The following is a 24,198-nucleotide window of genomic DNA, read 5'->3' as shown; positions in this document are numbered from 1 at the left end:
CAGCGTTGCAGGCATCAAGCGAGGGGGGACGACTGTGAATGCGATCAAGTGCGGGAGGGGGCTTGCTCCCGATTACGGAGGATCAGCCAATGAATCGATTGACTGACACGGCGCTATCGGGAGCAAGCCCCCTCCCACATTTGATCTGCAGCGCCTGCGAAATCGTGATTAACCTTTGAGGCAGGTGCTCATGAATGTTTTACGCGCATCGCCGGTCAACGCTTTGGTTTTAGCCGACGCATTGCAGTCCTTCATCTTCTGCTGCTGCGGCGTCAGGGTCTTGGCATCGTTGGCGGCAGGCGCCGACAGGCAGGTCTTCATGAAGGCCTTGCGGTCATCGCCCTTGAGGGTCTTGGTGGTGGCTTCGGCATTGCAGGTGGTCATTTTGTTCTGCTGGGCAGTGGCGGCAAAACCTTGTGAACACAACAGCAGGCCCATCATCAACAACGGAATACGCAGCATCTTCATGGAGTTTTCTCCCTGTTACCGTGCCGACGGGCACGGCCTACAGCGCAGTGTAGTCAAAAGCTGTTACAACTTCACCGGCCACGAATATTCGTCCGTCGGTAGTGCTCCGGGGTGCAGCCAGCATGGCGTTGGAACATGGCGATAAATGCCGAGGCGGTGCTGTAGCCCAAATCAAACGCCACGTGCTGCACGCTGCGATCACTGTCCAGGGCTTCGATGGCCGCCAGGTAGCGCAGGCGCTGGCGCCATTCACCAAAACTCATACCCAGCTCGCGCACAAACTGACGCGCCAGGGTGCGTTCGCTCACATGTACCTGCTCAGCCCATTGCCCGAGCGGGCGATTGTCGGCGGGCTGCGCCTGCATACCTTCCAGCACCCCCAGCAGCCCGGGGTGGCGGGCGTAGGGCAGGAAGCCATCATGGATCGGCGCCTGCTTGAGTTGGTCCACCAGCACCTGGGCCAGGCGGATATCCGCGTCCGATTGCGGGATATTCACGTCGCGCTGGGCGAAATCGCTGAGGATGGCCTTGAGAATATCGCTGATCGTCAGCGTGCACGGCGCTTGCGGCAGCTGCTCGCAGAGCGTCGGCGCCAAGCCCACCGAACGATAGACAATCGCCTGGGCGTTGTAGGAGCTGTGTTCGGTGTTGGGCGGGATCCACACCGCGTACTGCGGCGGCGACATAAAACGGCTGCCAGCCACCTCCATGCGCATCACGCCGTTGGCTGAATAGTCCAACGACCCCCAGCTGTGCCGGTGCGGTGTGCACTCGGTATCGGGTGCGAAATCGGAATAGCGAAAGTACACAGGGCTCGGCAGGCGGGGGAAATCCGCCAGGCGTACGGTATGTCGGGGCATGTTGTCTGGATTCAGAGGTCGGTTGTCTGGATCGCAGTATAGGCTTCGATCCAGACAGGGGATAATCGCGCCTCGTCAATACACTGGGTTTCTTTCGATGCAATACGCGTATCCGCTGCTGGCCATCTTTATCTGGGCCGGCAACACCGTGGTCAACAAATTGGCCGTGGGCTCGATTTTCCCGGCTGAAATCGGCTTTTACCGCTGGCTGTTCGCAGCACTGCTGTTCACCCCGTTCATGCTCAAGCCGGTCGTTGCCAACTGGGCGCTTATCCGTCCCAACCTGGGCAAGATCTTCATCCTCGGCGTGCTGGGCATGGCGGTGTATCAAAGCCTGGCCTATTACGCCGCCACGCTGACCAGCGCCACCAACATGGGCATCATCCTCTCGCTGATGCCGCTGATGGCGTTGACCGCCGCGATTATCAGCCTGGGGCAACGCCTGACCTTAGGCGCGCTGACCGGCGCGGTGCTGTCGTTCGCCGGTGTTGTGGTGGTGGTATCGTCCGGCAGCCTGGGTGCGCTGTTGCAACACGGGGTCAACCTGGGTGACGGCATGATGCTGGTGGCGACGCTGGCTTATGCGGTCTACAGCACCCTGCTGAAAAAATGGCAACTGCGCCTGCCGCCGTTGGTGCTGCTGTATTTGCAGGTGCTGGTGGCGGTGGTGGTGCTGCTGCCGCTGTACCTGTTCTCGGCCAAGGCCGGTTTGGGGTGGACGAATATTCCGCTGGTGCTGTACGCCTGCCTGCTGGCTTCAATGCTGGCGCCGCTGGCGTGGATGCACTCGGTGAAGACCCTGGGGCCAAGCCGTACCACGCTGTTTTTCAACCTGCTGCCGTTGATTACCGCACTGATCGCAGCAGTGGTGTTGAAGGAAGAGTTGGCGCTGTATCACCTGGTGGGTGGCTTGCTGACCCTGGGTGGAGTGATCCTGTCGGAGCGCTGGACCACACCGGTCAGACGTGCTCATGACACATCCTGTTAAATCCGATAAAACTTTTCGCCTGGCCCGGGACTCACAACCTATAGCGATCACGCCGGCAGAGCGTGGCGTACAACCGGATTAGCCCCAGGAGATTGAAATGACTGAAGCACACTTGACTGACATTGCGACCCTGCGCAGCCGCGCCCGCCAGAATGTCGAAAACGGAGCCGTGACCGAAGGCTACGACGCCGACCGTCAGGAAATCATCCGCCTGCTCAACGAGTCGCTGGCCACTGAGCTGGTTTGCGTGTTGCGCTACAAGCGTCACTACTTCATGGCCAACGGCCTGAAAGCCAGCGTGGCTGCCGATGAGTTCCTTGAACACGCCACCCAGGAAGCCGAGCACGCCGACAAACTGGCCGAGCGTATCGTGCAACTGGGCGGCGAGCCGGAGTTCAACCCCGACCTGCTGTCGAAGAACTCCCACGCTCAATATGTGGCAGGCAACTCGCTCAAAGAGATGGTCTACGAAGACCTGGTAGCCGAGCGCATCGCGGTGGACAGCTACCGTGAAATCATCCAGTACATCGGCGATAAAGACCCGACTACCCGTCGCATCTTCGAAGACATCCTGGCCCAGGAAGAAGAGCACGCCGATGATATGGCGGATATTCTGCAGGACCTCTGACAGGTCGCAGTTCAAACCCCAGGTGCAAGCCGAGCGCTTCCACCTGGGGTTTTATTCTGTCTATATGCCCACCACCGACCTGTCAGGTTTGACAGTAGATTTTCCAGCGCACCAGCGCTAATTAATACTTCCAACGTTCGCTGACAACACTGTCAGCCGAATGAAAAGGGAGTAACCGCCCATGAAAAATACTTACCTCTTTGCAACGGCGATGGCCACGCTGCTGATCAGTCATGGCGCCTTGGGCCTGGATGCGAACGAGGAGATAACCCCCAGCAGCAAGGGTTACCAATATTTAGTCTACGCGGTGACCTGGCAGCCCAGTTTCTGCAAGCTCAAGCCGAAAACGTCGGGCTGCGATAAACCGCCGCAAAAGTTTCTGACCCATGGCATCTGGCCCTATAACAACAGCATCGGGCAAAAAACCAATCGTCATCCGGCCAATTGCAATACCGCGCCCAGCTGTAAATCATCCACAGAGTGCGATATCAGCGAGGACAAACTCAACCAAATTTCCGACACCCGCGCAATTGCCGGGCTAGTAACCGCCTCCCCGCAAGAAATGTTCAGATACGAGTGGAAGAAACACGGGACCTGCTCCAATCAAACTGAGACGGACTATTTCAATGACATTGTCAGACTGCGAAAAGCAGTGATGTACCTCGAGCCAATGTTTAATACCTGGATAGGTCGTAGCGTGAAGTTCGATCAACTCAAAAATGCATTCCCGACCCATGCATCTTTCCGCTGTTTTACCCTGGACGGTAAGCAGTACTTGCATGAAGTGTTCTACTCGATCTATCCGGACGGCACCCCCTATAAAGGCGATCCGTCCCTCCAGATCGGTATTCCCTGCGCGCCCGGGGAAACGCTTATCCCCAGTGGCAGTTAACCTTTCACCGTCTTGGGTGCCTTGCCTTCCTTCATCTGCTGCAGCAACGGTGCGCACTCATTGGGCTCTCCGCCACTTGGAGCGACCAAGGCGAGCAAGCCGGCGGCTGGCCCGGCGATAACGCCCAGGGCGACCATGCCTGCACCACGTAGCGCCAGCGGAATGGCTTTCACGCCAGCATTGGGCTTGATAAACGGCCCATTGACGTACAGCGGCGAGCGCAGCGAAAACAAGCGAAAGCCCTTGGACTCCGGCGTGATGGTCAGGTCCAACTGCTCCGTGGCCATGTTCGCGGTGCCGTCGATGTAGATGATGGCGTTCTCGGTATCGAACACAAACAACCGCGTGGTCGCCAGGCCCGTCTTGATGCCGAAGTCCGCCGCTGCGCAGTTGATCTTCACTTCCTCGTCGCCGAACAGGCGCCCCACGACGTAGTTGCCCACGTTGAGCCCGGCGATTTCCATCAGGCTGCGGCTGATGGCGCCATCGTTGATCAGCATCTTCAGGTCGCCGTTGGAGGTTCCCAGCAGTGCCGCCACCGAGTTGCCGCGCCCGGAAATATCGGCATCGCCGTTGAGTTCGCCGAAGCTGGTTTTCATCGGCTCAAAGGTCGGGAACAGTTGCTTGAGCTTGAAGTTGCGTGCCGTCAGCTTGGCGCTGCCTTCCATCGGCGTAATGCGGCCATTCAAGCGAATCTGCGCATCGAGCTTGCCGCCGGCCACGCCGAAACGCAGGGGTTCGAGGCTCAGTTGGCCGTCGTTGAGCACCAGGTGCGTGTAGAGATCGGTGAAGGGCAAGTCGGCGCTGTGCACGATACGCTTGCCGGTGAATTCCACGTCGGCATCCATCTCGCGCCAGCGCTCGGTGCGGAACTCTTCAACCGGCAGCACTTTGGTCGCCGGTTGTTTGCTTTCACCGCCACGAGCTTTTTGCTCGGCGTTGGAATCCGCGCCAATCAGAGGCGCCAGGTCATCCATCAGCAGTTGGTTGGACACCAGCGCGCCGCTGAGCTTGGGCCGTGGCTGGCTGGCGACATAGGCCAGGTCGCCATGGATGTCGCTGTTGCCGATCTTGCCGTTGAAGTTCTCGTAGCGGAATGAGGCGCCGCTGGTTTCATGCAGCTTGGCGATCAAATGGCCGTCGGTTGAATAGGCCGGCGAATCCGGCAAGGTCACACCAGTCAACGGGTAAAGGTTACCCAGGCTGCTGCCCGAGAGTTTCAGGCGCAGGTCCAGGGCACCGAGGTTAAGCGGGTCGGTCAAGGTGCCGGCCAGGGCGATGCTGGTGTCGGCGACTTTCACCTGGGCTTGCAGCGGGAACGGCTTGGCCGCGTCCTGCAAGGCCAGCAGACCGCCGATCTTGCCGGTGCCGGCGAGCTTCTGGCCGTGATATTGGCCTTTGACCTTGAGGCCGAACGCGTAGTCCTGAGGCGCCGAGCCTTTTTCCAGCGCCTTCTTGGCATCGGCGTCCCCGACAATTTCACCAAACGGGATGGGTTTGCCCAAGGGGTCGATGATCACATCCAACTGAGTCTTGAGGGTTTGATCGTCGAGGGTCACATGGCCCTTGTCAAAGCCGATGGCGCCGATATCCACCACCCAGTTGGAGGGCTCGGCGTCGGGGTCCTTGGGATCGAACTTGAACGTCCAGTTGGCGCGGCCGTCGGCCAGGCGCTGCAACTGGGCACTGGGTTCGGTGAGGTCAATGCGCGGGATCACCACGCGCTGCACCAGCAAAGCCAGGGGTGAAATACGCAGCTCGACCTTCTTGAGCGTGACCATCTGCGGTTGTTTCGACCAATCCGGGTTGCCCAGGGTCAGGTCTTCGGCGATCACATGGGGCCACGGCACCCAGGCACGCCAGCCGCCCTCATCGGGCTCGCGCTGCCACACCACCGCGAGGTTGCCGTTGATCGCGAACGGGCGATGCAGTTCTTCGGATACCTTGGCGTTGAGCGGCGGCTTGATGCGGTTCCAGTCGAAGAACACCAGCACAAGTACCGCTATGGCAATTAACAGAACGAAGCTGGCGCAGCTCCAAGCGACGATTTTACGAGTGCGCGTCATTGCACAGGGCTCCTGAATACGACTGGCTGGGCAACAGCCTTTGACACAGCTTATAGAACTACGACTGGCAAAGTGCCGGAGGGTTTAACCCAACGGCGGATTTAGCCGAAAAAAACGATTTTCCTGATCAAGCAGACAGATTTCATCATCGACAGCGCACCATTGTTACCCAGGTTCGTGTCGAAAATACCCACTGCGGTGCAAAACCGCGTGCTTGAGAGGCTCGATCTAGAGCCTTTGCAGGGAACAATCAATTCTGTTGATTATTACCATTGTGTTTATGAACTTTTATATCGACTTATCAAGAGTAGCATTAGCCCTGTACCCACTTTATCGCCCTCCCAAGGAGCAACCATCATGAAACGCCAATTACTCGCTACCGTCCTGTTATCTGTCCTGGCTTCCAGCGCTTTCGCCCTGCCAGCCGCCGAACAGGCCACTCCACAGAACAAAGCTCAAGCCATGCAGACTAGCCAAACCGTGGCGCGTAGCGGTTCGCAAGAAGACGAAAACCGTGACTACGCCAAAGGTGCTGTCGCTGAAAATGGCTACAATCGCCTGCAAGAGAAAGGTCTGGTAGAAGGCGGTGCTGAACAAGCCAACAAACGCGCCTACACCGAAGGCGTTGCTGAAGGTGGTGCCGACCGTCTGCAAGAACTGCATCAAGCACAGAGCTAAGCCCGTGGTGGCCCAGAAAAAAGCCCGATCAGCCGATCGGGCTTTTGCTTTTATATAGACCGCGTCACGCCTCGCCCCCGCCAAGTTCGACGCCGGCAAAGCGCTTTTGCTAGAGTGCGTCGCTGTACTTGCCGACAAAGCCCATCCGCTCATGCTGCCCCGCGCCGAACAGAAGCAACAGACACGCCTTGCCTTGATGGACGCAGCCCGCCATCTGATGGAGTGTGGCCGTGGGTTTGGCAGCCTGAGCCTGCGCGAAGTGGCCAAGACAGCGGGTATAGTGCCAACTGGTTTCTATCGCCATTTTGCCGACATGGACCAGCTTGGGCTGGTATTGGTCAGCGAAGTCGGCCAGACCTTCCGCGCCACGATCCGCCTGGTGCGCCACAACGAATTCGTGATGGGGGGCATTATCGATGCCTCTGTGCGGATCTTTCTCGACGTAGTTTCGGCCAACCGTTCGCAATTCCTGTTTTTGGCCCGCGAACAGTACGGCGGCTGCCTGGCCGTGCGCCAAGCCATCGGCGCCCTGCGCGAGGACATCACCCGCGACCTGGCCGCCGACCTGACGTTGATGCCAAAATTGCAGCATCTGGATGCAGAAGGTTTACATGTGATGGCCGACCTGATCGTCAAAAGCGTGTTTGCCACCCTGCCCGATATCATCGACCCACCGGCCCATGCCCTGCCGGCCCACCTCACGCCCCAGGCGAAAATCACCCAGCAACTGCGCTTTATCTTTATCGGCCTCAAGCACTGGCAAGGGCTGGGCAGTACCGAGTAATCCCTCAGCCAGCCTTGTGAAAACGCTTGGCCGTTGTGTAGTTCTTGCTCCAGTACTTATTGCTCAACGAATCGATACGCACATGCTTGCCGGTACGCGGTGAATGGATGAACTTGCCTTCGCCGATATACAGCCCGACGTGACTCACCTGCCCTCGCCCGTTGCCTTTGAAAAATACGGCATCGCCCGGTTTTAACGCTTTTCGCTTGATGGTTGCAGCGGTTGAACGGTGCATCGCCGCAGTGGTGCGCGGCAGCTGAATGTTGGCTTCGGTCTTGAACAGATTGACCAGGAAACTGCTGCAATCAAACCCCTGCTCGGCAGACGTACCGCCCCACTTGTAGGGAGTGCCGAGCAGTTGATGGGCGCGGTCGATCACATCGTCGACCGAAGACGCCGCATGGCTTGAAGCGAAAGTCGGCGGCTGTTGAAGATTGGCCGAGGCTGACGAGATAACACACGACAGGCCGACAATGACTGAACAAATAAATGACTTGAACATGATGAACATCGCGGTGAATTAAACACGGCGCGAATCTTAAAGAACCATCACGTAAGCCCACGAAGGCCGATTCTCGGGTCTTTGTAGGATAAATCCTTAAAAACGCAACGGATAATTGGATGAAAGAAATTTCATGCAGCACCAGGCTTCTTTCAGGGAAAACGCCCTTTTCCAGTGCTATAACCGCTCATGTGCACCAAATTTGAACGCTCTATACAACCCGTGGATGCCCTATCCATGCGCAACCACCTGCACTGACAGGAAACTCCTACGCCAATAGCAGGTTGGCAAGCCCCTTGCTCTAGCACTGCTATCGCTCATAGCTGGAAGCCTACCGATGCTGGTGATCCACCGCCGAATCGCCCCCCAAGCCCTCTGGGCCGCTGAGTTGCTGCTGAACTTCGAAGCCCGCAGCAAAAGCCGCCTGCGCTGTTTCAGTGCCGACGGTGAAGACGTCGGCCTGTTTTTGGAGCGTGGACAGCCGCCCTTGCACGATGGCGAGTTCCTACAAGCTGAAGACGGACGTGTCGTACGCGTTTGCGCCCGCCCTGAACAACTGCTGCACGTCACTTGCCGCAACGCCTTTGAACTGACCCGCGCTGCCTATCACCTGGGTAACCGCCATGTGGCCCTGCAAGTCGGCGACGGCTGGCTGCGCCTGCTCGACGACTACGTGCTCAAGGCGATGCTGGAACAGTTGGGCGCCGACACGCAAACCATCGAGGCGCCGTTCCAGCCGGAACATGGCGCCTACGGCGGCGGCCATCATCATTCGCGCCATGGCGACGAAGACTTCAACTACCCGCCCAAGCTGCACCAGTTCGGCGTACGTCTATGAACCCAGCCTGGGCGCTGTTGCGCCTGGCCAGTCCGCAGTTGCCGATTGGCGGCTACAGCTATTCCCAGGGCCTGGAAATGGCTGTGGACAACGGCCGCGTACAGGATGCCGCGAGCGCAGGGCGCTGGATCAGCGATCAGTTGCTGCTCAACCTTGCGCGCTTCGAAGCGCCGCTGTTGCTCGGCCATTGCCGCGCGGCCGCTGAACATGACTGGCCTGGGCTGGCGCAATTGTGCGAAGAACACCGCGCCAGCCGTGAGACCCGCGAGCTGTATCAGGAGAGCCGGCAAATGGGTTACTCCCTGCAGCAACTGCTCAATGGCTTACCGGAACTGGACAGCACCGCCCGTGAGTTCCTTGCACAACGCGGCGAACCGCACCTGGCTCTTGGCTGGGCCCTGGCCGCCCGCGCCTGGCACATCAGCCCCAACGATGCCCTCGCCGCGTGGCTGTGGAGCTGGCTGGAGAACCAATTGGCCGTGCTGATGAAAACCCTGCCACTGGGCCAGCAAGCCGCGCAACGCCTGACCAGCGAACTGCTGCCCTTGCTACAGCAAGCCCAGCAGGACGCCGAGCGCATTGACCCTGCGCGGTTGGGCAGCGCCGCCTTTGGCCTGTCCCTGGCGTGCATGGCCCACGAACGCCAGTACAGCCGCCTGTTTCGTTCCTGAACGTTTTTTATTGTGGAGAAGCACATGAACACACAACCCCTGCGCGTCGGAATCGGCGGCCCGGTGGGCTCCGGCAAGACCGCCCTGACCCTGGCCCTGTGCCTGGCGCTGCGTGATCGCTATAACCTGGCGGTGGTCACCAACGACATCTATACCCGCGAAGACGCCGACTTTCTGGTACGTAACAAGGCACTGGCGCCGGAGCGCATCATCGGCGTGGAGACCGGCGGCTGCCCGCACACGGCGATTCGCGAAGATGCTTCGATCAACCTTGAGGCCGTGGACCAGCTCAACCGCCGCTTTCCCGGCCTGGACCTGATCCTGGTGGAGTCCGGCGGCGACAACCTGTCAGCCACCTTCAGCCCGGAACTCTCAGACCTGACCATTTATGTGATCGATGTGTCCGCTGGTGACAAGCTGCCACGCAAAGGCGGGCCCGGTATTTGCAAATCCGACTTGCTGGTGATCAACAAGATCGACCTGGCCCCGCTGGTGGGCGCCTCGCTGGAGTTGATGAACAGCGACACCCAGCGGATGCGCAACGGCAAACCCTTTGTGTTCAGCAACCAGAAAACCGGAGTCGGCCTGGACGACATCGTCGCCTTCATCGAACGCCAGGGCTTGCTGACCGCCGCCTGATCAACCCATAAGGAACCTGTCCATGAGCCTCAACAAACTCTTCGCCGCTGCCGCGCTGCTGCTGGCCCCTGCCCTGGCCTTCGCGCACCCTGGCCACGGCGACAATGGCCTGGTGGCCGGCATCAGCCATCCCTTGGGCGGCCTCGATCACTTGCTGGCCATGGTTGCGGTCGGCCTGTGGGCGGCCCAACAGAAAGGCGTCGCGCGCTGGGCACTGCCATGCACCTTCGTGGGCACCATGCTGATCGGCGGGGTGTTGGGTTTTGAAGGGCTGCAATTGCCGGCGCTGGAAAGCGGGATTGCCGCTTCGGTGCTTGCCCTGGGCCTGGCCGTGGCACTGGCAGTGCGGCCGCCGCTGTTCATGGCGGTGGGCGCCACGGCGTTGTTTGCGTTGTTTCACGGCGTGGCCCATGGCCTTGAACTGCCGGACATGACCAGCCCTTGGGCGTATGCCATTGGGTTTGTGGGTGCGACCGCGGCGTTGCATGCCGCCGGTTATGCAGTGGTGCGCTTTTTGCCAGCGGCTGCAGCACCCTTGGTGCGGGTGGCCGGGGCGGCTTCGGCAGCGACTGGGGTGTGGTGGTTGGCGGGCTGATCGTCAGCGACTGCAAGGACCTCATCGCAGGCAAGCCAGCTCCCACATTTGAGAGGGTTCACACTTCAAAAATGTGGGAGCGGGCTTGCCCGCGATAGTGCCAGTACAAACACCACCGATCCCAAGCCTGCTACCATGCGCGGCAAACACCCCTGCCGTGACGACGCCAGCCAATGCCCATCGCTTCCCCCTCTTCCCTGACGCCTGTGCTCACGCACTTCCATGACCTGATCGTGCCCCTCTGGCAAGGTCCGGGTTGGAATGCCGACCTCGCACTGCCCTTTGAGGCACTGGATGCCGATCATCAACCATTGCCCCCACAACGCTATCGCGCCATGGCGTGCGCCCGGCAGCTGTACCTGTTCGCCAGCCTGATCGGCGAGCCAGGTGCGGCCTTTGCCGATGAACGGGCGGCGGCGCTGTTCCGCTCCCTGCAGCGGCACTTCCATGATGCCGAGCACGGCGGCTGGTTCTACAGCATCGACCCGGCCGGCCAACCGCTGGACAAGCGCAAGGACCTCTACACCCACGCGTTCATCATCTTTGCCTGTGCCCATTACTGGGCCAAGGTGCGTGAACCCTTGGTGGAGTCAGTGCTCAACGCCGCACTGGAAGTTGTGGCTCAACGCTTTGCCACAGGCGATGGCTTGTATGAGGCCGTACTTGAGCGCAACTGGGCCTCGCTGAAATCCGGCCCGTTGCAAAACCCGCTGATGCACTTGGCCGAGGGCTTCCTCGCCACCCTCGCGGTACGCGAGGACGCGCAGGTACAAGCGGCACTGCTGGCACTGGCGACGGCCATGCAGCAACGCTTCATCGACCGCGAGCACGGCGTGATGCTGGAGAAACCGCTGGGCGCTGTGGATAACTGGTTTGAGCCAGGGCACCAGTTCGAATGGTTCTTTTTGCTGGAATCCTCAGAGGTGCTGCGCGGCACGCCGCTGCATGCATCACTGACACGGGCGTTTGCCTATGCCGAGCAAAAGGGTGTGGATAAGTTAAGCGGTGCGGTCAGTGGCATGTTGGCACTCGATGGCACGGTGCGCGACGGCACTCAGCGCATCTGGGCCCAGGCGGAATACCTGCGAGCACTGACCTTGCGTCCCGGCAGCGAGACGGTGCTGCAACGTCAATTGCTGGCGCTGCAACAGCGTTTTCTGCATGCAAAGGGCTGGCATGAATGCCTGGATGCCGACGGTAAGGTGAGCCGGCGGGATATGCCTTCTACCACCCCTTATCATTTGGCGACTTGCTATCAGGGTCTGGTCCAGCATCTGGGCTGACCTGCAAGGCCCCATCGCAGGCAAGCCAGCTCCCACACCTTAATGTGCGAACCCAATCAATGTGGGAGCTGGCTTGCCTGCGATAGCCTCACCTCGGTCTAACAGACGTTATGCAATCCACTTGCGATCGCCCGTAAAACTGATCGTCAACCAACGCGCCGCATCCGGCGTGCCCAGCCCTGTGGATATCTCTTCGCGCAACCTGTCGAGGGTCGCGACCTTATCCACTGGGTAATCGGCCGGCAGCACTACATGAATCTCGATAAACCGCGCCCGCCCGTGCTTCTGCACATAGGACACGTAGTCATCGAAACCATGCCTGGCCTGCGCCGCATCCATCACTTCGCGTACTTTATCGTCCAGGTGATCCGGCGCGATCCCCAGCACTTCACGCAACGCCGGGCGCAGGATCTTGAACGCTGGCGCCAGCATACTCAGGGCCAACAGGATCAAAATCAGCGGGTCGACGTACACCGCCCATTCGCCATAGCCCTGGGACTTGAGCAGCAGTGCGGCAAGGAAGCTGATCAGCAAGCCCACCGACAGCATTGCGTCCACCAGCCAACTGATGTTGTCGAACTGGATCAGCGACGATTTAAGCGTGCGGTTGCGGTAGCGCACATAAAAGAAGTAGGCGAACTCCACGACGGTAAACACCGCCGCATAAATGATCACCAGCCCCAACTCGATCTCGCGCCCGCCGTTGATGATGCCGAACACACCATTGAGGAACGCGTAGATGGCGATCAGCAGCAGGAAACTGCCTTCGATCAACAGCACCATCGGTTCCAGGTGCCAATAGCCGAACTGGAAGCGCTCGTTGCTTTTCTTGGCGATCAGCTTGGCCGTGATCAGCATCAGCACCTTGATGGCGGTGGCGATCAGCGAGAAAAAGCCGTCGAATAAAATGGATTGGGCGCCGGATATGACACCCGTGACAATCCCGGCGATCGCCACGGCGAACATCAGGATGGTCGATTGTTTGAGCAGTGCCTGCTCACCTCGGTTACTCACATTTCCTCCTGTCAAAACCTTTAAACCGCACAGTGCGGAGGGTTTTCAGGAGCGGAGTGTACCTTATGGCCTGTTTTTGGCCGATTTACCGCTATCGGGGCAAGCCCCCTCCCACACTTGATCTGCGAACCCGATCAATGTGGGAGGGGGCTTGCCCCCGATGCAGGCGACGCGGTCTAAGGCCCTATTTGGCCCCCCGCTCAATCGCAAACCCAGCCCAGGTCTGGCTCACAGGCATCAGCTCCAACCGGTTGATATTCACGTGCGCCGGCGTATTCATCACCCAGAAAATCGTATCGGCAATATCCTGCGGCTGGATCGGCTCGGCACCTGCGTAGGTGGCGTCATAACGCGCCTGGTCACCGCCAAAGCGCACCAGCGAGAACTCGCTCTCGCACAGGCCCGGCTCGATGTTGGTCACACGCACGCCAGTGCCTTGCAGGTCGCAGCGCAGGTTCAACGAGAACTGCTTCACGAACGCCTTGGAGCCGCCATACACATGGCTGCCGGGGTACGGGTAGTTACCGGCGATGGAACCCAGGTTGATGATCCCCGCACCACGGCCATGAGCAATCAGGCGCGGCAGCAGCAGGTTGGTAGTGGTCAGCAGGCCCTTGATATTGGTGTCGACCATGGTTTCCCAGTCGTCGAGGTCGCACTTGGGGGCCGGATCAGTGCCCACGGCCAGGCCAGCGTTGTTGATCAGGCCACGCAGTTTGGCGAACGACGGCGGCAAGTTGGCGATGGCCTCCTCCATGCCTTTGCGATCGCGCACATCCACCACCAGGCCATGCACTTCGGTCTGCCTGGAAAGTTCTTCGACCAAGGCATTCAAGCGCTCGGCACGACGACCGGTGAGCACCAGTTTCCAGCCGGCTTCGGCAAAACGACGGGCACAGGCCTCGCCGAAACCTGAAGTAGCGCCAGTAATGAATAGCGTGTCGGACATGGTGTTCTCCTTGAGTGCATCGGGGAAAAAAGTTGCCAGCAGAATGCCCTTCCGCCGCGGCTGCGGCAACCGCTACGCACGTAACTTCACACGCAACTGTGCGTTTTTTAACCACCCCAAGCAAAGCCTTATAAACCGTGGCCTGCAGCCATATGCGCGCAGGTTATCCACAACTGCGCCCACAGTCTTTGGGGGCAAGTGCAAATCGCTCGAAGCCACTGTGTACAAGGCTTGCAGGCGTTTTTAGAAAGTTTTTTGCTTGACCTTGGCTGGGGCGTATGTAGCCCCTGAAAAATTCGGAAAAACGCAACGATGGCTTCAGGCCAGTCATTCCGGCCCCTGCGGGCGTCTTTCCAGAGTTTAGTCACAGACTTATCCACAGGCTGGATGGACATATTCCGGTCATATACCTGTGTCTTTAAACAGGTTGACAAAGCCGGTAGAGGGTCGAGAAAAAACCACCGATCAAAAAACAACCACAACGCTACAGGCCCCGTATTCAAAGGCTTTCAGCCAAGTACACCCACGTTACCCACAGCCGGTTCCACAGTGGATGGGGACAAGTCAAAACTGTGACAAAACAGGAATTTGCGGCGGCTATATGTCGCGCTTTGGAGGTGGGCTGGATTTGTTTTCCACAATTTGGTGGAGGGCTTGTTGACACCGCAAAAACAAATGTGGGAACCGGGCCTTGGGTGGGAGCTGGCTTGCCTGCGATGCAGCCACCTCGGTATGCCAGCTAAACCGAGGTGATGCTATCGCGGGCAAGCCCGGCTCCCACATAAGGCCAGGTTCCCACAGGGGTGATGTGTCTGGACTTGAGGTCAGTGACCGCCCAGGTAGGCGTTGCGCACTTCCTCGTTCACCAGCAGCTCTTTACCGGTGCCCGTCAGGCGAATCTCGCCATTGACCATCACATACGCCCGATCCGACAAGCGCAGCGCATGGTTGGCGTTCTGCTCCACCAGGAAGATGGTCATCCCGGTAGACGCCAGCTCGCGCAGGGTAGAAAAGATCTGCTTCACCACAATCGGCGCCAGTCCCAGGCTTGGCTCGTCGAGCAGCAACAGTTTGGGCCGGCTCATCAGCGCACGAGCGATGGCGAGCATTTGCTGCTCGCCGCCGGACATGGTCATGGCGCGCTGGTTACGCCGCTCCTTGAGCCTGGGGAACAGCTCGAACATGCGTTGCATATCCTCGCTGGCAAACTTGTCGCCAATGGGGATGGTGCCCATCAGCAGGTTTTCCTCGACGGTCATGTCGGGGAACACCCGCCGCCCTTCCGGCGACTGCGCAATGCCGTTGGAGGCGATGTAGTGGGACGACTTGTGGGTAATGTCGACGCCGTTGTACAGAATCTGCCCCGACTCGGCCCGAGGCTGGCCGAAGATCGACATCAGCAGCGTGGACTTTCCCGCGCCGTTGGAGCCGATCAGGCTGACGGTTTCGCCTTCGTTGATGTGCAGCGAGACTTTCTTCAACGCCTGGATCGGGCCGTAGAACACGTCCAGGTCCTTCATTTCGAGGATAGGTGCGCTCATACCAACTCCTCTTCGTCCGCGCCCAGGTAGGCGGCGATCACTTTCGGGTCGTTGCGGATCGCGTCGGGGCCGCCTTCGGCGATCACGTTGCCGTGGTCCAGCACCACAATGTGGTCGGAAATACTCATCACCATGCCCATGTCGTGTTCGATCAGCACCACCGTGAGGTCGTGTTCGTCGCGCAGCAGGCGAATCATCGCGCTGAGGGCTTCGGTTTCCTGAGGGTTGAGGCCCGCTGCCGGTTCGTCCAGGCAGATGATCTGCGGCCGCGTGCACATGGCGCGGGCGATCTCCAGGCGGCGCTGCTGGCCGTAGGAGAGCTCGCCAGCCAGGCGGTTGGCGCAGTCCACCAGGTCCACAACCTCCAGCCAGTAGAACGCACAGTCCAGTGCATCACTTTCAGCCTTGCGGTAGCCCTTGGTATTGAGGATGCCCGCGAGCATGTTGCGGTTGACCCACATGTGCTGGGCCACCAGCAGGTTTTCCAGCACCGACATTTCCTTGAACAGGCGAATGTTCTGGAAGGTCCGTGCCAGGCCGGCGCGGTTTACCAGGTGGGTGCCGCCGAACATCTTGTAGTACACGCGGCTGAGGAAGCTTTTGGGCGACACGAAGTCGGTGGCCTCAAAGCGCTCACCCAACAACTGGATGACGTTGGTTTGCTTGCCGCGCACGTTGAGTTCGATCTTGCCGCCGCTGGCTTTGTAAAAGCCGGTGAGGCAGTTGAACACCGTGGTTTTGCCGGCGCCGTTGGGGCCGATCAGGGCAAATATCGAGTTGCGTTCGACCTTGAGGCTGACATCGCTCAGGGCCTTGATGCCACCGAAGTGCATCATCAGGTGTTCGACAGATAGCACGACTTCCTTGCTCATGGCGCTACCCCCTTGCGTGGCGTCACACCGGTGCGGCTGATCCGAATCAAGCCACGCGGTCTCCAGATCATCATCACCACCATCAACACGCCAAACAGCAGCACACGGTATTCGGAGAAGCTGCGCAGCAATTCAGGCGCCACGGTCAGCACGAATGCCGCAATCACCACGCCGACTGTCGAGCCCATGCCGCCCAACACCACGATGGCGAGGATCAAAGCCGACTCGAAGAAGGTAAACGACGACGGGTTGACGAAGCCCTGGTAACTGGCAAAAAACACACCCGCCAATCCGGCAGTGGAAGCCCCAATGGTGAACGCCGAGAGCTTGACCAATACGTGATTCAGGCCCATGGAACGACAGGCGATTTCATCTTCACGCAAGGCTTCCCAGGCGCGACCGACCGGCATACGCGTGAGGCGATGCTTGATGTACAGCACGGCCAGCACCACCAGAAACAGCACGATATAGATGAACATGAACTTGATGTTGGGGTTGTAATCGATGCCGAAGAACTCGTGAAACGGGATGCCGCCATCCTTTGCACGCTTGCCGAACTCCAGGCCCAGGAAGGTTGGCGAAGGCACCGGCATACCGTTGGGGCCGCCGGTGAATGACAGCCAGTTGTTGAGCACCAGGCGGATGATTTCACCAAAGCCCAGGGTCACGATGGCCAGGTAGTCACCGTGCATTCGCAGCACCGGGAAGCCGAGTATGCACCCCGCCAGTGCCGCCGCGATTGCCGCCAGCGGCAGCACCGTCCAGAACCCCAGGCCGAGGTATTGATAACCCAGCGCCAGGCCGTAGGCACCGATGGCATAGAACGCCACGTAACCCAGGTCGAGCAGGCCGGCCAGGCCCACCACGATGTTCAGGCCAAGGCCAAGCAACACGTAGATCAGCCCGAGAATCACCACGGTCAGCAGGTATTTGTTGGCGAAGATCGGGAACACGATGGCGATCACGATCAACGCCGGGATGATCCAGCGCAACCGCGATTTGTAGTCCGGTGGCAGCACGTGCACACCCGAGCCGCTGCTTTCAAAACCCTGCAGAATCTTCACGCCCTTGGGGGTTTGCAGGAACAGGCTGAGGGCAAAACGGCCAGCCATGACGATGGCGACCAACGTGGCAACGCGCAGCGGCTCCAGGTTGAAGCTGTAGCCGTCGAGCACTACGCCGACGATGGGCCCGAACACGATCAGCGAAATCAGCCCGGCGAGGACCGTATCGACCACACTTTTCTTGATATCGATAGATTTGGCAGCAGACATGTTTACACCTTCGCCACGAGTGGGCGACCAAGCAGGCCCTGGGGACGGAAAATCAGAATCACCACCAGCAGGGAGAAACTGAACACATCTTTGTAGTCAGAGTTGATCAACCCCGAGAACAGCGACTCGGAGATACCAAGGATGATCCCGCCCAGCATCGCCCCAGGCAGGGAGCCGATGCCGCCGAGTACCGCCGCGGTAAACGCCTTGATGCCGATGATGAAGCCGGCATAGAAGTCGAAGGTGCCGTAGTTGAGGGTGATAAGCACGCCGGCCAGGGCAGCCATGGCCGCGCCGATGACGAACACGTAGGAGATCACCCGGTCGGTGTTGATGCCCAGGATCGAGGCCATCTTGCGGTCTTGCTGGGTGGCGCGGCACATGCGACCCAGCTTGGTGTACTTGATGATGTAGGTGAGCAACGCCATGCCGGCGAATGCCGCCACTAGGATGAACACTTTGGTGTAGGTCAGTTGCACGAAGCCAGTGCCGATATCGACGCGCCAGGCGCCGGCCAGCAGGGTCGGGATACCTTGTTGCTTGGCGCCCTGGGCGATCTGTGCGTAGTTCTGCAGGATCAGCGAGATGCCGATGGCGCTGATCAGCGGAGCCAGTCGGGTGGAGTTGCGCAACGGTTTATAGGCGACCCGTTCAATGACCCAACCGTACACGCCGGTGACGACCACGGTGAAGATCAAGGTGCCGAGAATGAGCAGCGGGAAGGATTCGATGCCGAAGTAAGCCAGCAGTGCCAGACTGATCGCCGCGAGGTAAGCGGAAATCATATAAACCTCGCCGTGGGCGAAGTTGATCATGCCAATGATGCCATAGACCATTGTGTAGCCGATGGCGATCAGGCCATAGACCGACCCGAGGGTCAGGCCGTTGACCAGTTGCTGCAGGAAAATACCATCCATAACGCAATCTCACGCGGTGAGCACCTGCACACCGGTGGGTGTGCGGCGCTTCTGGAGGAAAAAACAGATCTCAATAACAACACCGTTCCCCTGTGGGAGGGGGCATGCTCCCGATTTCGGTGGGTCAGTCATGCATGTGTTGGCTGACACTGCGCTATCGGGAGCAAGCCCCCTCCCACATTGGAACTGTGGTGCTCAGCCTTACTTCTGTTTTTCCAGCTGATGGTACTTACCGTCCTTGTCCCACTGGTAAACCACATAGTCAGAGACTTTCAGGTCACCTTTGCCGTCCCATTCCTTCTTGCCCATTACCGTCTGCACGGGGTTGGCCTTGAGCCACTTGGCCGCGTCTTCGCCCTTGTTGGACTTGGCACCGTTGAAGCCGGCGGCCAGGGCCTGGATCGAGGCGTAGGCATACAGGGTGTAGCCTTCAGGCTCGGTGCCGTTTTTGCGGAACTCTTCAACCACGGTCTTGCTGTCCGGCAACAGGCGCGGATCGGCGCCGAAGGTCATGTAGACGCCATCGACGTACTGCGCACCACCGGCGGTCGCCACCAGTTCGTCGGTCACTACGCCGTCATCGGACATGAACTTGACGTCTTTGAGGCCCGCTTCACGGATCTGGCGCACCAATGGGCCGGCCTCTGGATGCAAGCCGCCGAAGTACACGACGTCGGCGCCCAGGGAGCGGATCTTGGTGACCAGGGCGCTGAAGTCTTTCTCGCCACGGGTCAGGCCCTCTTCCAGCACCGGCTTGACGCCACGCTTGGTCAACTGCGCAGCGGTGGCGTCGGCCAGGCCTTTGCCGTAGGTGTCCTTGTCGTTGATCACCGCGACTTTCTTGCCCTTGAGCACATCGACGATGTAGTCGCCGGCGACGATGCCTTGCTGGTCGTCACGCCCGCACATACGGAACATCGCGGCCAGGCCGCGCTCGGTGACCTGTGGATTGGTGGAGCCTGGGGTGATGGCGATGATGCCGGCTTCGTCGTAGACCTCAGACGCCGGGATGGTGTTGGACGAGCAGAAGTGCCCGACCACGCCGATCACCTTGTCCTGGTCCGCCAGGCGGTTGGCCACGGCCACGGCTTGCTTGGGTTCGCAGGCGTCATCGCCGGCAATCAGCTTGATCTGCTCGCCGTTGATGCCGCCGGCCTTGTTGATAACGTCGGCTGCCGCCTGGGCACCCTTCATGTACTGCTCACCGAAAGCGGCGTTGGCACCCGTCATCGGGCCCGCCACACCAATTTTCACATCAGCTTGAACAAACGTAGAAACACCCAGCGCCGCTGCAACGGCGAGGGCCAGAAAACCTTTCTTGTAAAACGTCTGGGACATGAGTGGTGCTCCGATATTTTTGATTTTTGGCACGACAACTTGCATTCAAACTTTTCACTGAAAGCTCAGAGCAAGCCGCGTGCCATTACTTTTTTATTCTTCAAAAAGACACGGTGTCATTGTTATTACAGGCGTTTCGACGCCTTTTGCCAGGACGTGCAACCGTCTAGCCCCGATAGGTGCAACCAACGAACCAAAAAAGTACAACCCCGCCAGGTCGCAGCTGCAACCAGAGGGATAAACGACAGTTCCTACACCTGTAACAACGTGCGTAACGGAACTGCACATTTACAGTGCGTGATTGCTACGCCTTGCACCAATACAGATGGGTAGCCTGCTAAGAAAAAGCAGGCTTTTGAGCGGTATTTCGCTGATCAGATCACGATCCTCAGACATTGCCCGGCGTGATACAGCGAGAATCCTGCTTCATACAGGCAACTGCGCAGACCTGCACCCGCCAGTGGCTGCATCGGTGCAAAGGGGATCGGCAAGGCCTGGGGATTCTGGTGACACAGATAGTCGGCAAACGCCTTGCCGACCACACTGCCGGTGGTCACACCGCGCCCGTTATAGCCGGTGACTGCGACCAGGCCAGGGGCGGGTTCGAACAGGCGCATCAGATGGTCTGGGGTAAACGCGATGCAGCCGGTCCAGGTGTATTCCCACTGCACCGATTTGAGATACGGGAAGTAGTGCTGCTGCACCCGATCGGCCCACGCCTTGAGGAACCAGGCAGGTTTCTGGTTGCCATTGCCCAGGCTGCCAAGCAACAGACGGCCATCGGCATCGCGACGGATGCTGCTCAGTACCTGGCGCGTATCCCACGAGCCCTGGCCACCGGGGAGGATTTGCCGGGCGGCATCATCGGTCAGCGGCGCTGACGCCACCTGATAGTAATAGCCGGGGAAAAAATTGCGCCGCAACTCGGTCCATTCGCCTTCGGTGTAGGCGTTAGAGGCGATCACCACCTGAGCGGCCTGCACCGCGCCCTCGGCGGTCTGCACCGACCAATCGGCACCTTGGCGCTCAAGCTGGGTGACCGGGGAATGGTCAAACAACTGCCCGCCCAGCGCTGCGGCGGCATTCGCCAAGCCCGTGGTGTAGGCCATGGGGTTCAGGGTGCCGGCCCGTCGATCGAGCAAGGCGGCGGAGATTTTTTGGGTGCCGGTAGCTTGCTCACACGCCTGCCCGGTGAGCAATTCGACCGGCGCGCCACGGCGCTTCCATTGCTCTTCACGACTGCGCAAATCCGCCTCGCCACGGGCGTTGTGGGCCATGTGTAAGGTGCCCTCGCGGCGCAATTGGCAATCGATCTTGTATTTGTCGATCAGGCTGAATACCAGGGCCGGCGCTGCGCCCAACATGCGGTTGAGCTGGCTGCCAACCGCCGTGCCGAACCCGGCTTCGATCTCGTCTGGCGGGATCCACATGCCGGCATTGACCAACCCGACGTTACGCCCCGAACCGCCATGGCCGGTACGATGGGCCTCCAGCACGGCAACGCTTTTACCCTGCTCCAGCAAATGAATGGCCGCCGACAAACCGGTGATACCGGCACCGATCACGCAGACATCCACCTTGAGCGCGCCCCTGAGCGCGGCACGATCCGGCCGGCCGGGGGTGAGGTGTTCCCATAAACATGTTTCGCGTAGTGCCATTGCCAGACTCCGATGAGACCTAACAAACAACTTTTCAGAATTGAAAATCTGATCAAATGTGGGAGGGGGCTTGCTCCCGATAGCGGTGGGTCAGCTACAGATTTGCTGACTGAAACACTGCTATCGGGAGCAAGCCCCCCCACATTTTGATCTCACTTCGACGCGAGGGCTCAGTCGAAGGTAATGCCTTGGGCCAGAGGCAATTCCAGCGAGTAGTTCACGGTATTGGTCTGGCGGCGCATATACCCGCGCCACGCATCCGAACCCGACTCTCGCCCGCCGCCAGTCTCTTTTTCACCACCAAAGGCCCCCCCGATCTCCGCGCCGCTCGGGCCGATATTGACGTTGGCAATCCCGCAATCACTGCCCACCGCCGACATGAATTGCTCGGCTTCACGCACATCCGTGGTGAAGATGCATGACGACAGCCCCTGTGGCACCGCGTTGTTCAAGCGCAGGGCTTCGGCGAAGTCGGTGTAGCCGACCACGTAGAGAATCGGCGCGAAGGTTTCCGTACACACCACGTCGCTTTGCTCGGGCATTTCCACAATTGCCGGCGAGACGTAGTAAGCGTTGGGGAATGTGTCTTGCAGTTGGCGCTTGCCGCCGAACACCTTGCCGCCTTCGCTCAAGGCTTGCTCCAGGGCGTCCTGCATGTTGTCAAAACCCTGCTTGTCGATCAGCGGGCCGATCAGGTTGCCTTCCAGCGGGTGACCGATGCGCACCTTGGAGTAGGCAGCCTTGAGGCGGGTGACGATGTCCTCCTTGACCGATTCATGGGCGATCAGCCGGCGCAAGGTGGTGCAGCGTTGGCCGGCAGTGCCGACGGCGCTGAACAGGATGGCGCGCACGGCCATGTCCAGGTCGGCGCTTGGGCCGAGGATCATCGCGTTGTTGCCACCCAGTTCAAGAATGCTACGGGCGAAGCGCGCCGCGACTTTCGGCGCCACTTCGCGGCCCATGCGCGTACTGCCGGTGGCACTGATCAGGGCCACACGCGGATCGTCCACCAGCGCGGCGCCGGCGTCGCGGCCGCCGATGATCACCTGGCTCAGGTACTCGGGAGCATCATCAAACTTGCTCAATACGCGCTCGAACAGCGCCTGGCACGCCAGGGCAGTGAGCGGGGTCTTTTCAGAGGGTTTCCAGATCACCGCGTTGCCGCACACCAATGCCAGCGCGGTGTTCCAGGCCCATACGGCCACCGGGAAGTTGAAGGCGCTGATCACCCCGACCACGCCCAGCGGGTGCCAGGTTTCACGCATATGGTGGCCTGGGCGCTCGGAGGCGATGGTCAAGCCGTACAACTGTCGGGACAGGCCCACGGCGAAGTCGCAGATGTCGATCATTTCCTGGACTTCACCCAAGCCTTCCTGGGTGATCTTGCCGGCTTCCCAGGAGACCAGTTCGCCCAGTTCGGCCTTGTATTGGCGCAGTACGTCGCCAAACTGGCGCACCAGCTCGCCACGCCGCGGCGCCGGCACTTTGCGCCAAGCCTCAAATGCATGCTCGGCACGACTGACCTGTTGCTCCACCTCGGCGGCGCCTTCCCAGTGCACACTGCCGATACGGCTGCCATCAATCGGCGAATGCACGGGCTGTTTGCCCGCCTGGTACAGCGCCGGGTTTACCCCGAGACGATCAAGCAATGCGGCAACCATGGGTCACTCCTTCAATCTGCATACAAAAATTCGCGCCGCAATACGCACGGCGATCCTGGCCCTATTTGTAGCTGGCCCAAGACTTGCCAACAAACGACGATTAGGCGAGATATCATTCCGTTTATTCATGCAAAGAATAAAAAGAGGCAAGCCGTGCTGAACAAAAGACATTTGCCGTCGATCACCGCTCTGCAGTGCTTCGAAGCCGCCACCCGCCACCTGAGCTTCACCCGCGCCGCCGAAGAGCTGAACCTCACACAAAGCGCCGTGAGCAAACAGGTGGCGCAGTTGGAAGAGTTGTTGCAGCACCTGCTGTTTCGCCGGGTACGCCGCCGCTTGCAGATGACCCCGGCGGGCGATCTGTACCTGGTGGAAGTGCGCAAGATCCTCACCCAGGTGGAGATGTCTACCCATTACCTGCGCTCCTACGGAGGCGAGACCGAGGTGCTGCGCGTGTCCACGCCCTATACCTTCGGCGCGCGCTGGCTGGTGCCGCGCCTCAAGGGTTGGCGCCTGCGTCACCCGCAGATCCACCTGGACCTGTGCAACGAACAGCAGCCGGACGAGCTGCTGCAAGGCAAGGCTGACATGGCGTTCTATTTCGGCCAGGGCGCACGCCCTGGTACCGAGAGCCTGAAGCTGTTCAGTGAAGAGCTGGTGCCGGTATGCGCGCCGGAGAGCCTGCCGACGCAGCCTTTCACCGACCCCACGCAACTGAGCGACCTGGTGTTGCTGCAAAACGCCTCGCGGCCCCAGGGCTGGCATGACTGGTTCGCCAGCCAGGGCTTCCACACCGAGCACAGCTACCACGGGCCGCGGTTCGACACCTTCTATATGTGCATTCGGGCCGCGCAAGTGGGTTGTGGCGTGGCGCTGTTGCCGCGCTTTCTGGTGGAAGAGGAGTTGACCGAGGGCAAGCTGGTGATTCCCTGGCAACATGCGATGCCGAGCCAGGATGCGTATTACCTGGCTTATCCGGAGCATTCGGCGGAGGTGCCGAAGGTCAGGGAATTTGTGAAGTGGATGCTTGAGCAGGTTATTTAGTGCCTGGAATACCGCTATCGGGAGCAAACCCCCTCCCA

24 protein-coding genes are annotated in these 24,198 nt (G+C 59.7%); 11 read left to right on the top strand and 13 right to left on the bottom strand.

The annotated features are described in order from the left end of the window. Positions 1-168: 168 nt before the first annotated feature. Positions 169-468, bottom strand: a complete 300-nt coding sequence (locus tag LJX92_RS02805) for a PsiF family protein (protein WP_005784310.1) — start codon at positions 466-468, stop codon at positions 169-171. A 71-nt stretch (positions 469-539) separates the two neighbouring features. Further along, on the bottom strand, positions 540-1,328 hold the full coding sequence (locus tag LJX92_RS02800; protein ID WP_005784308.1) for an AraC family transcriptional regulator: 789 nt from the start codon (positions 1,326-1,328) through the stop codon (positions 540-542). 97 nt (positions 1,329-1,425) lie between these two features. Between LJX92_RS02800 and LJX92_RS02795 the strand changes: the two genes are divergently transcribed. From LJX92_RS02795 to LJX92_RS02785, 3 genes are all read left to right on the top strand, one after another. Continuing rightward, positions 1,426-2,316 carry a DMT family transporter gene (locus LJX92_RS02795; protein WP_228309285.1) on the top strand — a complete coding sequence of 297 codons (891 nt, stop codon included), beginning with the start codon at positions 1,426-1,428 and terminating at the stop codon, positions 2,314-2,316. Positions 2,317-2,413: 97 nt separating this feature from the next. Next, positions 2,414-2,944 (top strand): ferritin-like domain-containing protein, encoded by a 531-nt coding sequence (locus LJX92_RS02790; RefSeq protein WP_005784304.1) that lies wholly within the window; start codon positions 2,414-2,416, stop codon positions 2,942-2,944. A gap of 181 nt (positions 2,945-3,125) precedes the next feature. Beyond that, the gene (locus tag LJX92_RS02785) at positions 3,126-3,836 is read left to right on the top strand and encodes a ribonuclease T2 family protein (RefSeq protein WP_050549358.1); all 711 of its coding nucleotides are present in this window, start codon (positions 3,126-3,128) and stop codon (positions 3,834-3,836) included. On the opposite strand, the gene LJX92_RS02780 is transcribed toward LJX92_RS02785, so the two are convergent. Beyond that, entirely contained in the window at positions 3,833-5,902 is a 2,070-nt protein-coding gene (locus tag LJX92_RS02780; RefSeq protein ID WP_032878160.1) for an AsmA family protein, read from the bottom strand. The two genes, LJX92_RS02785 and LJX92_RS02780, sit on opposite strands and share 4 nt — an antisense overlap. 357 nt (positions 5,903-6,259) lie before the next feature. Here LJX92_RS02780 and LJX92_RS02775 point away from each other — a divergent pair, with 357 nt between their 5' ends. Further along, on the top strand, positions 6,260-6,580 hold the full coding sequence (locus LJX92_RS02775) for a hypothetical protein (protein WP_005784302.1): 321 nt from the start codon (positions 6,260-6,262) through the stop codon (positions 6,578-6,580). 151 nt (positions 6,581-6,731) lie between these two features. Further along, complete coding sequence (locus LJX92_RS02770) at positions 6,732-7,364, top strand: TetR family transcriptional regulator (protein ID WP_005784300.1); 633 nt, start codon at positions 6,732-6,734, stop codon at positions 7,362-7,364. A gap of 4 nt (positions 7,365-7,368) precedes the next feature. On the opposite strand, the gene LJX92_RS02765 is transcribed toward LJX92_RS02770, so the two are convergent. Further along, positions 7,369-7,866 (bottom strand): C40 family peptidase, encoded by a 498-nt coding sequence (locus LJX92_RS02765; RefSeq protein WP_228309284.1) that lies wholly within the window; start codon positions 7,864-7,866, stop codon positions 7,369-7,371. A gap of 337 nt (positions 7,867-8,203) precedes the next feature. Between LJX92_RS02765 and ureE the strand changes: the two genes are divergently transcribed. From ureE to LJX92_RS02740, 5 genes are all read left to right on the top strand, one after another. Further along, complete coding sequence (gene ureE / locus LJX92_RS02760) at positions 8,204-8,704, top strand: urease accessory protein UreE (protein ID WP_005784297.1); 501 nt, start codon at positions 8,204-8,206, stop codon at positions 8,702-8,704. Continuing rightward, positions 8,701-9,375 (top strand): urease accessory protein UreF, encoded by a 675-nt coding sequence (locus LJX92_RS02755; RefSeq protein ID WP_228309283.1) that lies wholly within the window; start codon positions 8,701-8,703, stop codon positions 9,373-9,375. The genes ureE and LJX92_RS02755 overlap by 4 nt, the downstream gene beginning before the upstream one ends. A gap of 24 nt (positions 9,376-9,399) precedes the next feature. Continuing rightward, positions 9,400-10,014, top strand: a complete 615-nt coding sequence (ureG, locus tag LJX92_RS02750; RefSeq protein WP_005784294.1) for an urease accessory protein UreG — start codon at positions 9,400-9,402, stop codon at positions 10,012-10,014. A 22-nt stretch (positions 10,015-10,036) separates the two neighbouring features. Then, on the top strand, positions 10,037-10,609 hold the full coding sequence (locus LJX92_RS02745; protein WP_228309282.1) for a HupE/UreJ family protein: 573 nt from the start codon (positions 10,037-10,039) through the stop codon (positions 10,607-10,609). A gap of 173 nt (positions 10,610-10,782) precedes the next feature. Further along, a complete protein-coding gene (locus LJX92_RS02740; protein ID WP_032878163.1) occupies positions 10,783-11,892 on the top strand; it encodes an AGE family epimerase/isomerase in 1,110 nt (369 codons plus the stop codon). Between the two features lie 108 nt (positions 11,893-12,000). Here LJX92_RS02740 and LJX92_RS02735 read toward each other — a convergent pair whose 3' ends face one another. The 9 genes from LJX92_RS02735 to LJX92_RS02695 form a co-directional block, all read right to left on the bottom strand. Then, complete coding sequence (locus LJX92_RS02735) at positions 12,001-12,906, bottom strand: cation diffusion facilitator family transporter (RefSeq protein WP_005784289.1); 906 nt, start codon at positions 12,904-12,906, stop codon at positions 12,001-12,003. A gap of 184 nt (positions 12,907-13,090) precedes the next feature. Next, the gene (locus LJX92_RS02730; RefSeq protein ID WP_032878165.1) at positions 13,091-13,855 is read right to left on the bottom strand and encodes an SDR family oxidoreductase; all 765 of its coding nucleotides are present in this window, start codon (positions 13,853-13,855) and stop codon (positions 13,091-13,093) included. 824 nt (positions 13,856-14,679) lie between these two features. Beyond that, positions 14,680-15,396 carry an ABC transporter ATP-binding protein gene (locus LJX92_RS02725; RefSeq protein ID WP_005784287.1) on the bottom strand — a complete coding sequence of 239 codons (717 nt, stop codon included), beginning with the start codon at positions 15,394-15,396 and terminating at the stop codon, positions 14,680-14,682. Continuing rightward, positions 15,393-16,268, bottom strand: a complete 876-nt coding sequence (locus LJX92_RS02720; RefSeq protein ID WP_005784285.1) for an ABC transporter ATP-binding protein — start codon at positions 16,266-16,268, stop codon at positions 15,393-15,395. Before LJX92_RS02720 ends, LJX92_RS02725 begins: the two co-directional genes overlap by 4 nt. Further along, complete coding sequence (gene livM / locus LJX92_RS02715) at positions 16,265-17,542, bottom strand: high-affinity branched-chain amino acid ABC transporter permease LivM (protein WP_005784284.1); 1,278 nt, start codon at positions 17,540-17,542, stop codon at positions 16,265-16,267. The genes LJX92_RS02720 and livM overlap by 4 nt, the downstream gene beginning before the upstream one ends. Positions 17,543-17,544: 2 nt before the next feature. After that, entirely contained in the window at positions 17,545-18,459 is a 915-nt protein-coding gene (locus LJX92_RS02710; RefSeq protein WP_003188099.1) for an ABC transporter permease subunit, read from the bottom strand. A gap of 201 nt (positions 18,460-18,660) precedes the next feature. Beyond that, positions 18,661-19,797, bottom strand: coding sequence for a branched-chain amino acid ABC transporter substrate-binding protein (locus LJX92_RS02705; RefSeq protein ID WP_032878167.1), 1,137 nt, complete (start codon positions 19,795-19,797; stop codon positions 18,661-18,663). Positions 19,798-20,171: 374 nt separating this feature from the next. After that, the gene (locus LJX92_RS02700) at positions 20,172-21,455 is read right to left on the bottom strand and encodes an NAD(P)/FAD-dependent oxidoreductase (RefSeq protein ID WP_032878169.1); all 1,284 of its coding nucleotides are present in this window, start codon (positions 21,453-21,455) and stop codon (positions 20,172-20,174) included. Between the two features lie 170 nt (positions 21,456-21,625). After that, positions 21,626-23,116 (bottom strand): aldehyde dehydrogenase family protein, encoded by a 1,491-nt coding sequence (locus LJX92_RS02695; RefSeq protein WP_223018732.1) that lies wholly within the window; start codon positions 23,114-23,116, stop codon positions 21,626-21,628. A gap of 153 nt (positions 23,117-23,269) precedes the next feature. Here LJX92_RS02695 and LJX92_RS02690 point away from each other — a divergent pair, with 153 nt between their 5' ends. Further along, the gene (locus LJX92_RS02690) at positions 23,270-24,160 is read left to right on the top strand and encodes a LysR family transcriptional regulator (RefSeq protein WP_223018733.1); all 891 of its coding nucleotides are present in this window, start codon (positions 23,270-23,272) and stop codon (positions 24,158-24,160) included. Positions 24,161-24,198: the final 38 nt, after the last annotated feature.

Source organism: Pseudomonas sp. HN8-3, assembly GCF_020790195.1.
GTDB lineage: Bacteria > Pseudomonadota > Gammaproteobacteria > Pseudomonadales > Pseudomonadaceae > Aquipseudomonas > Aquipseudomonas synxantha_A.
This window is presented reverse-complemented; position numbering and strand designations above follow the sequence as displayed.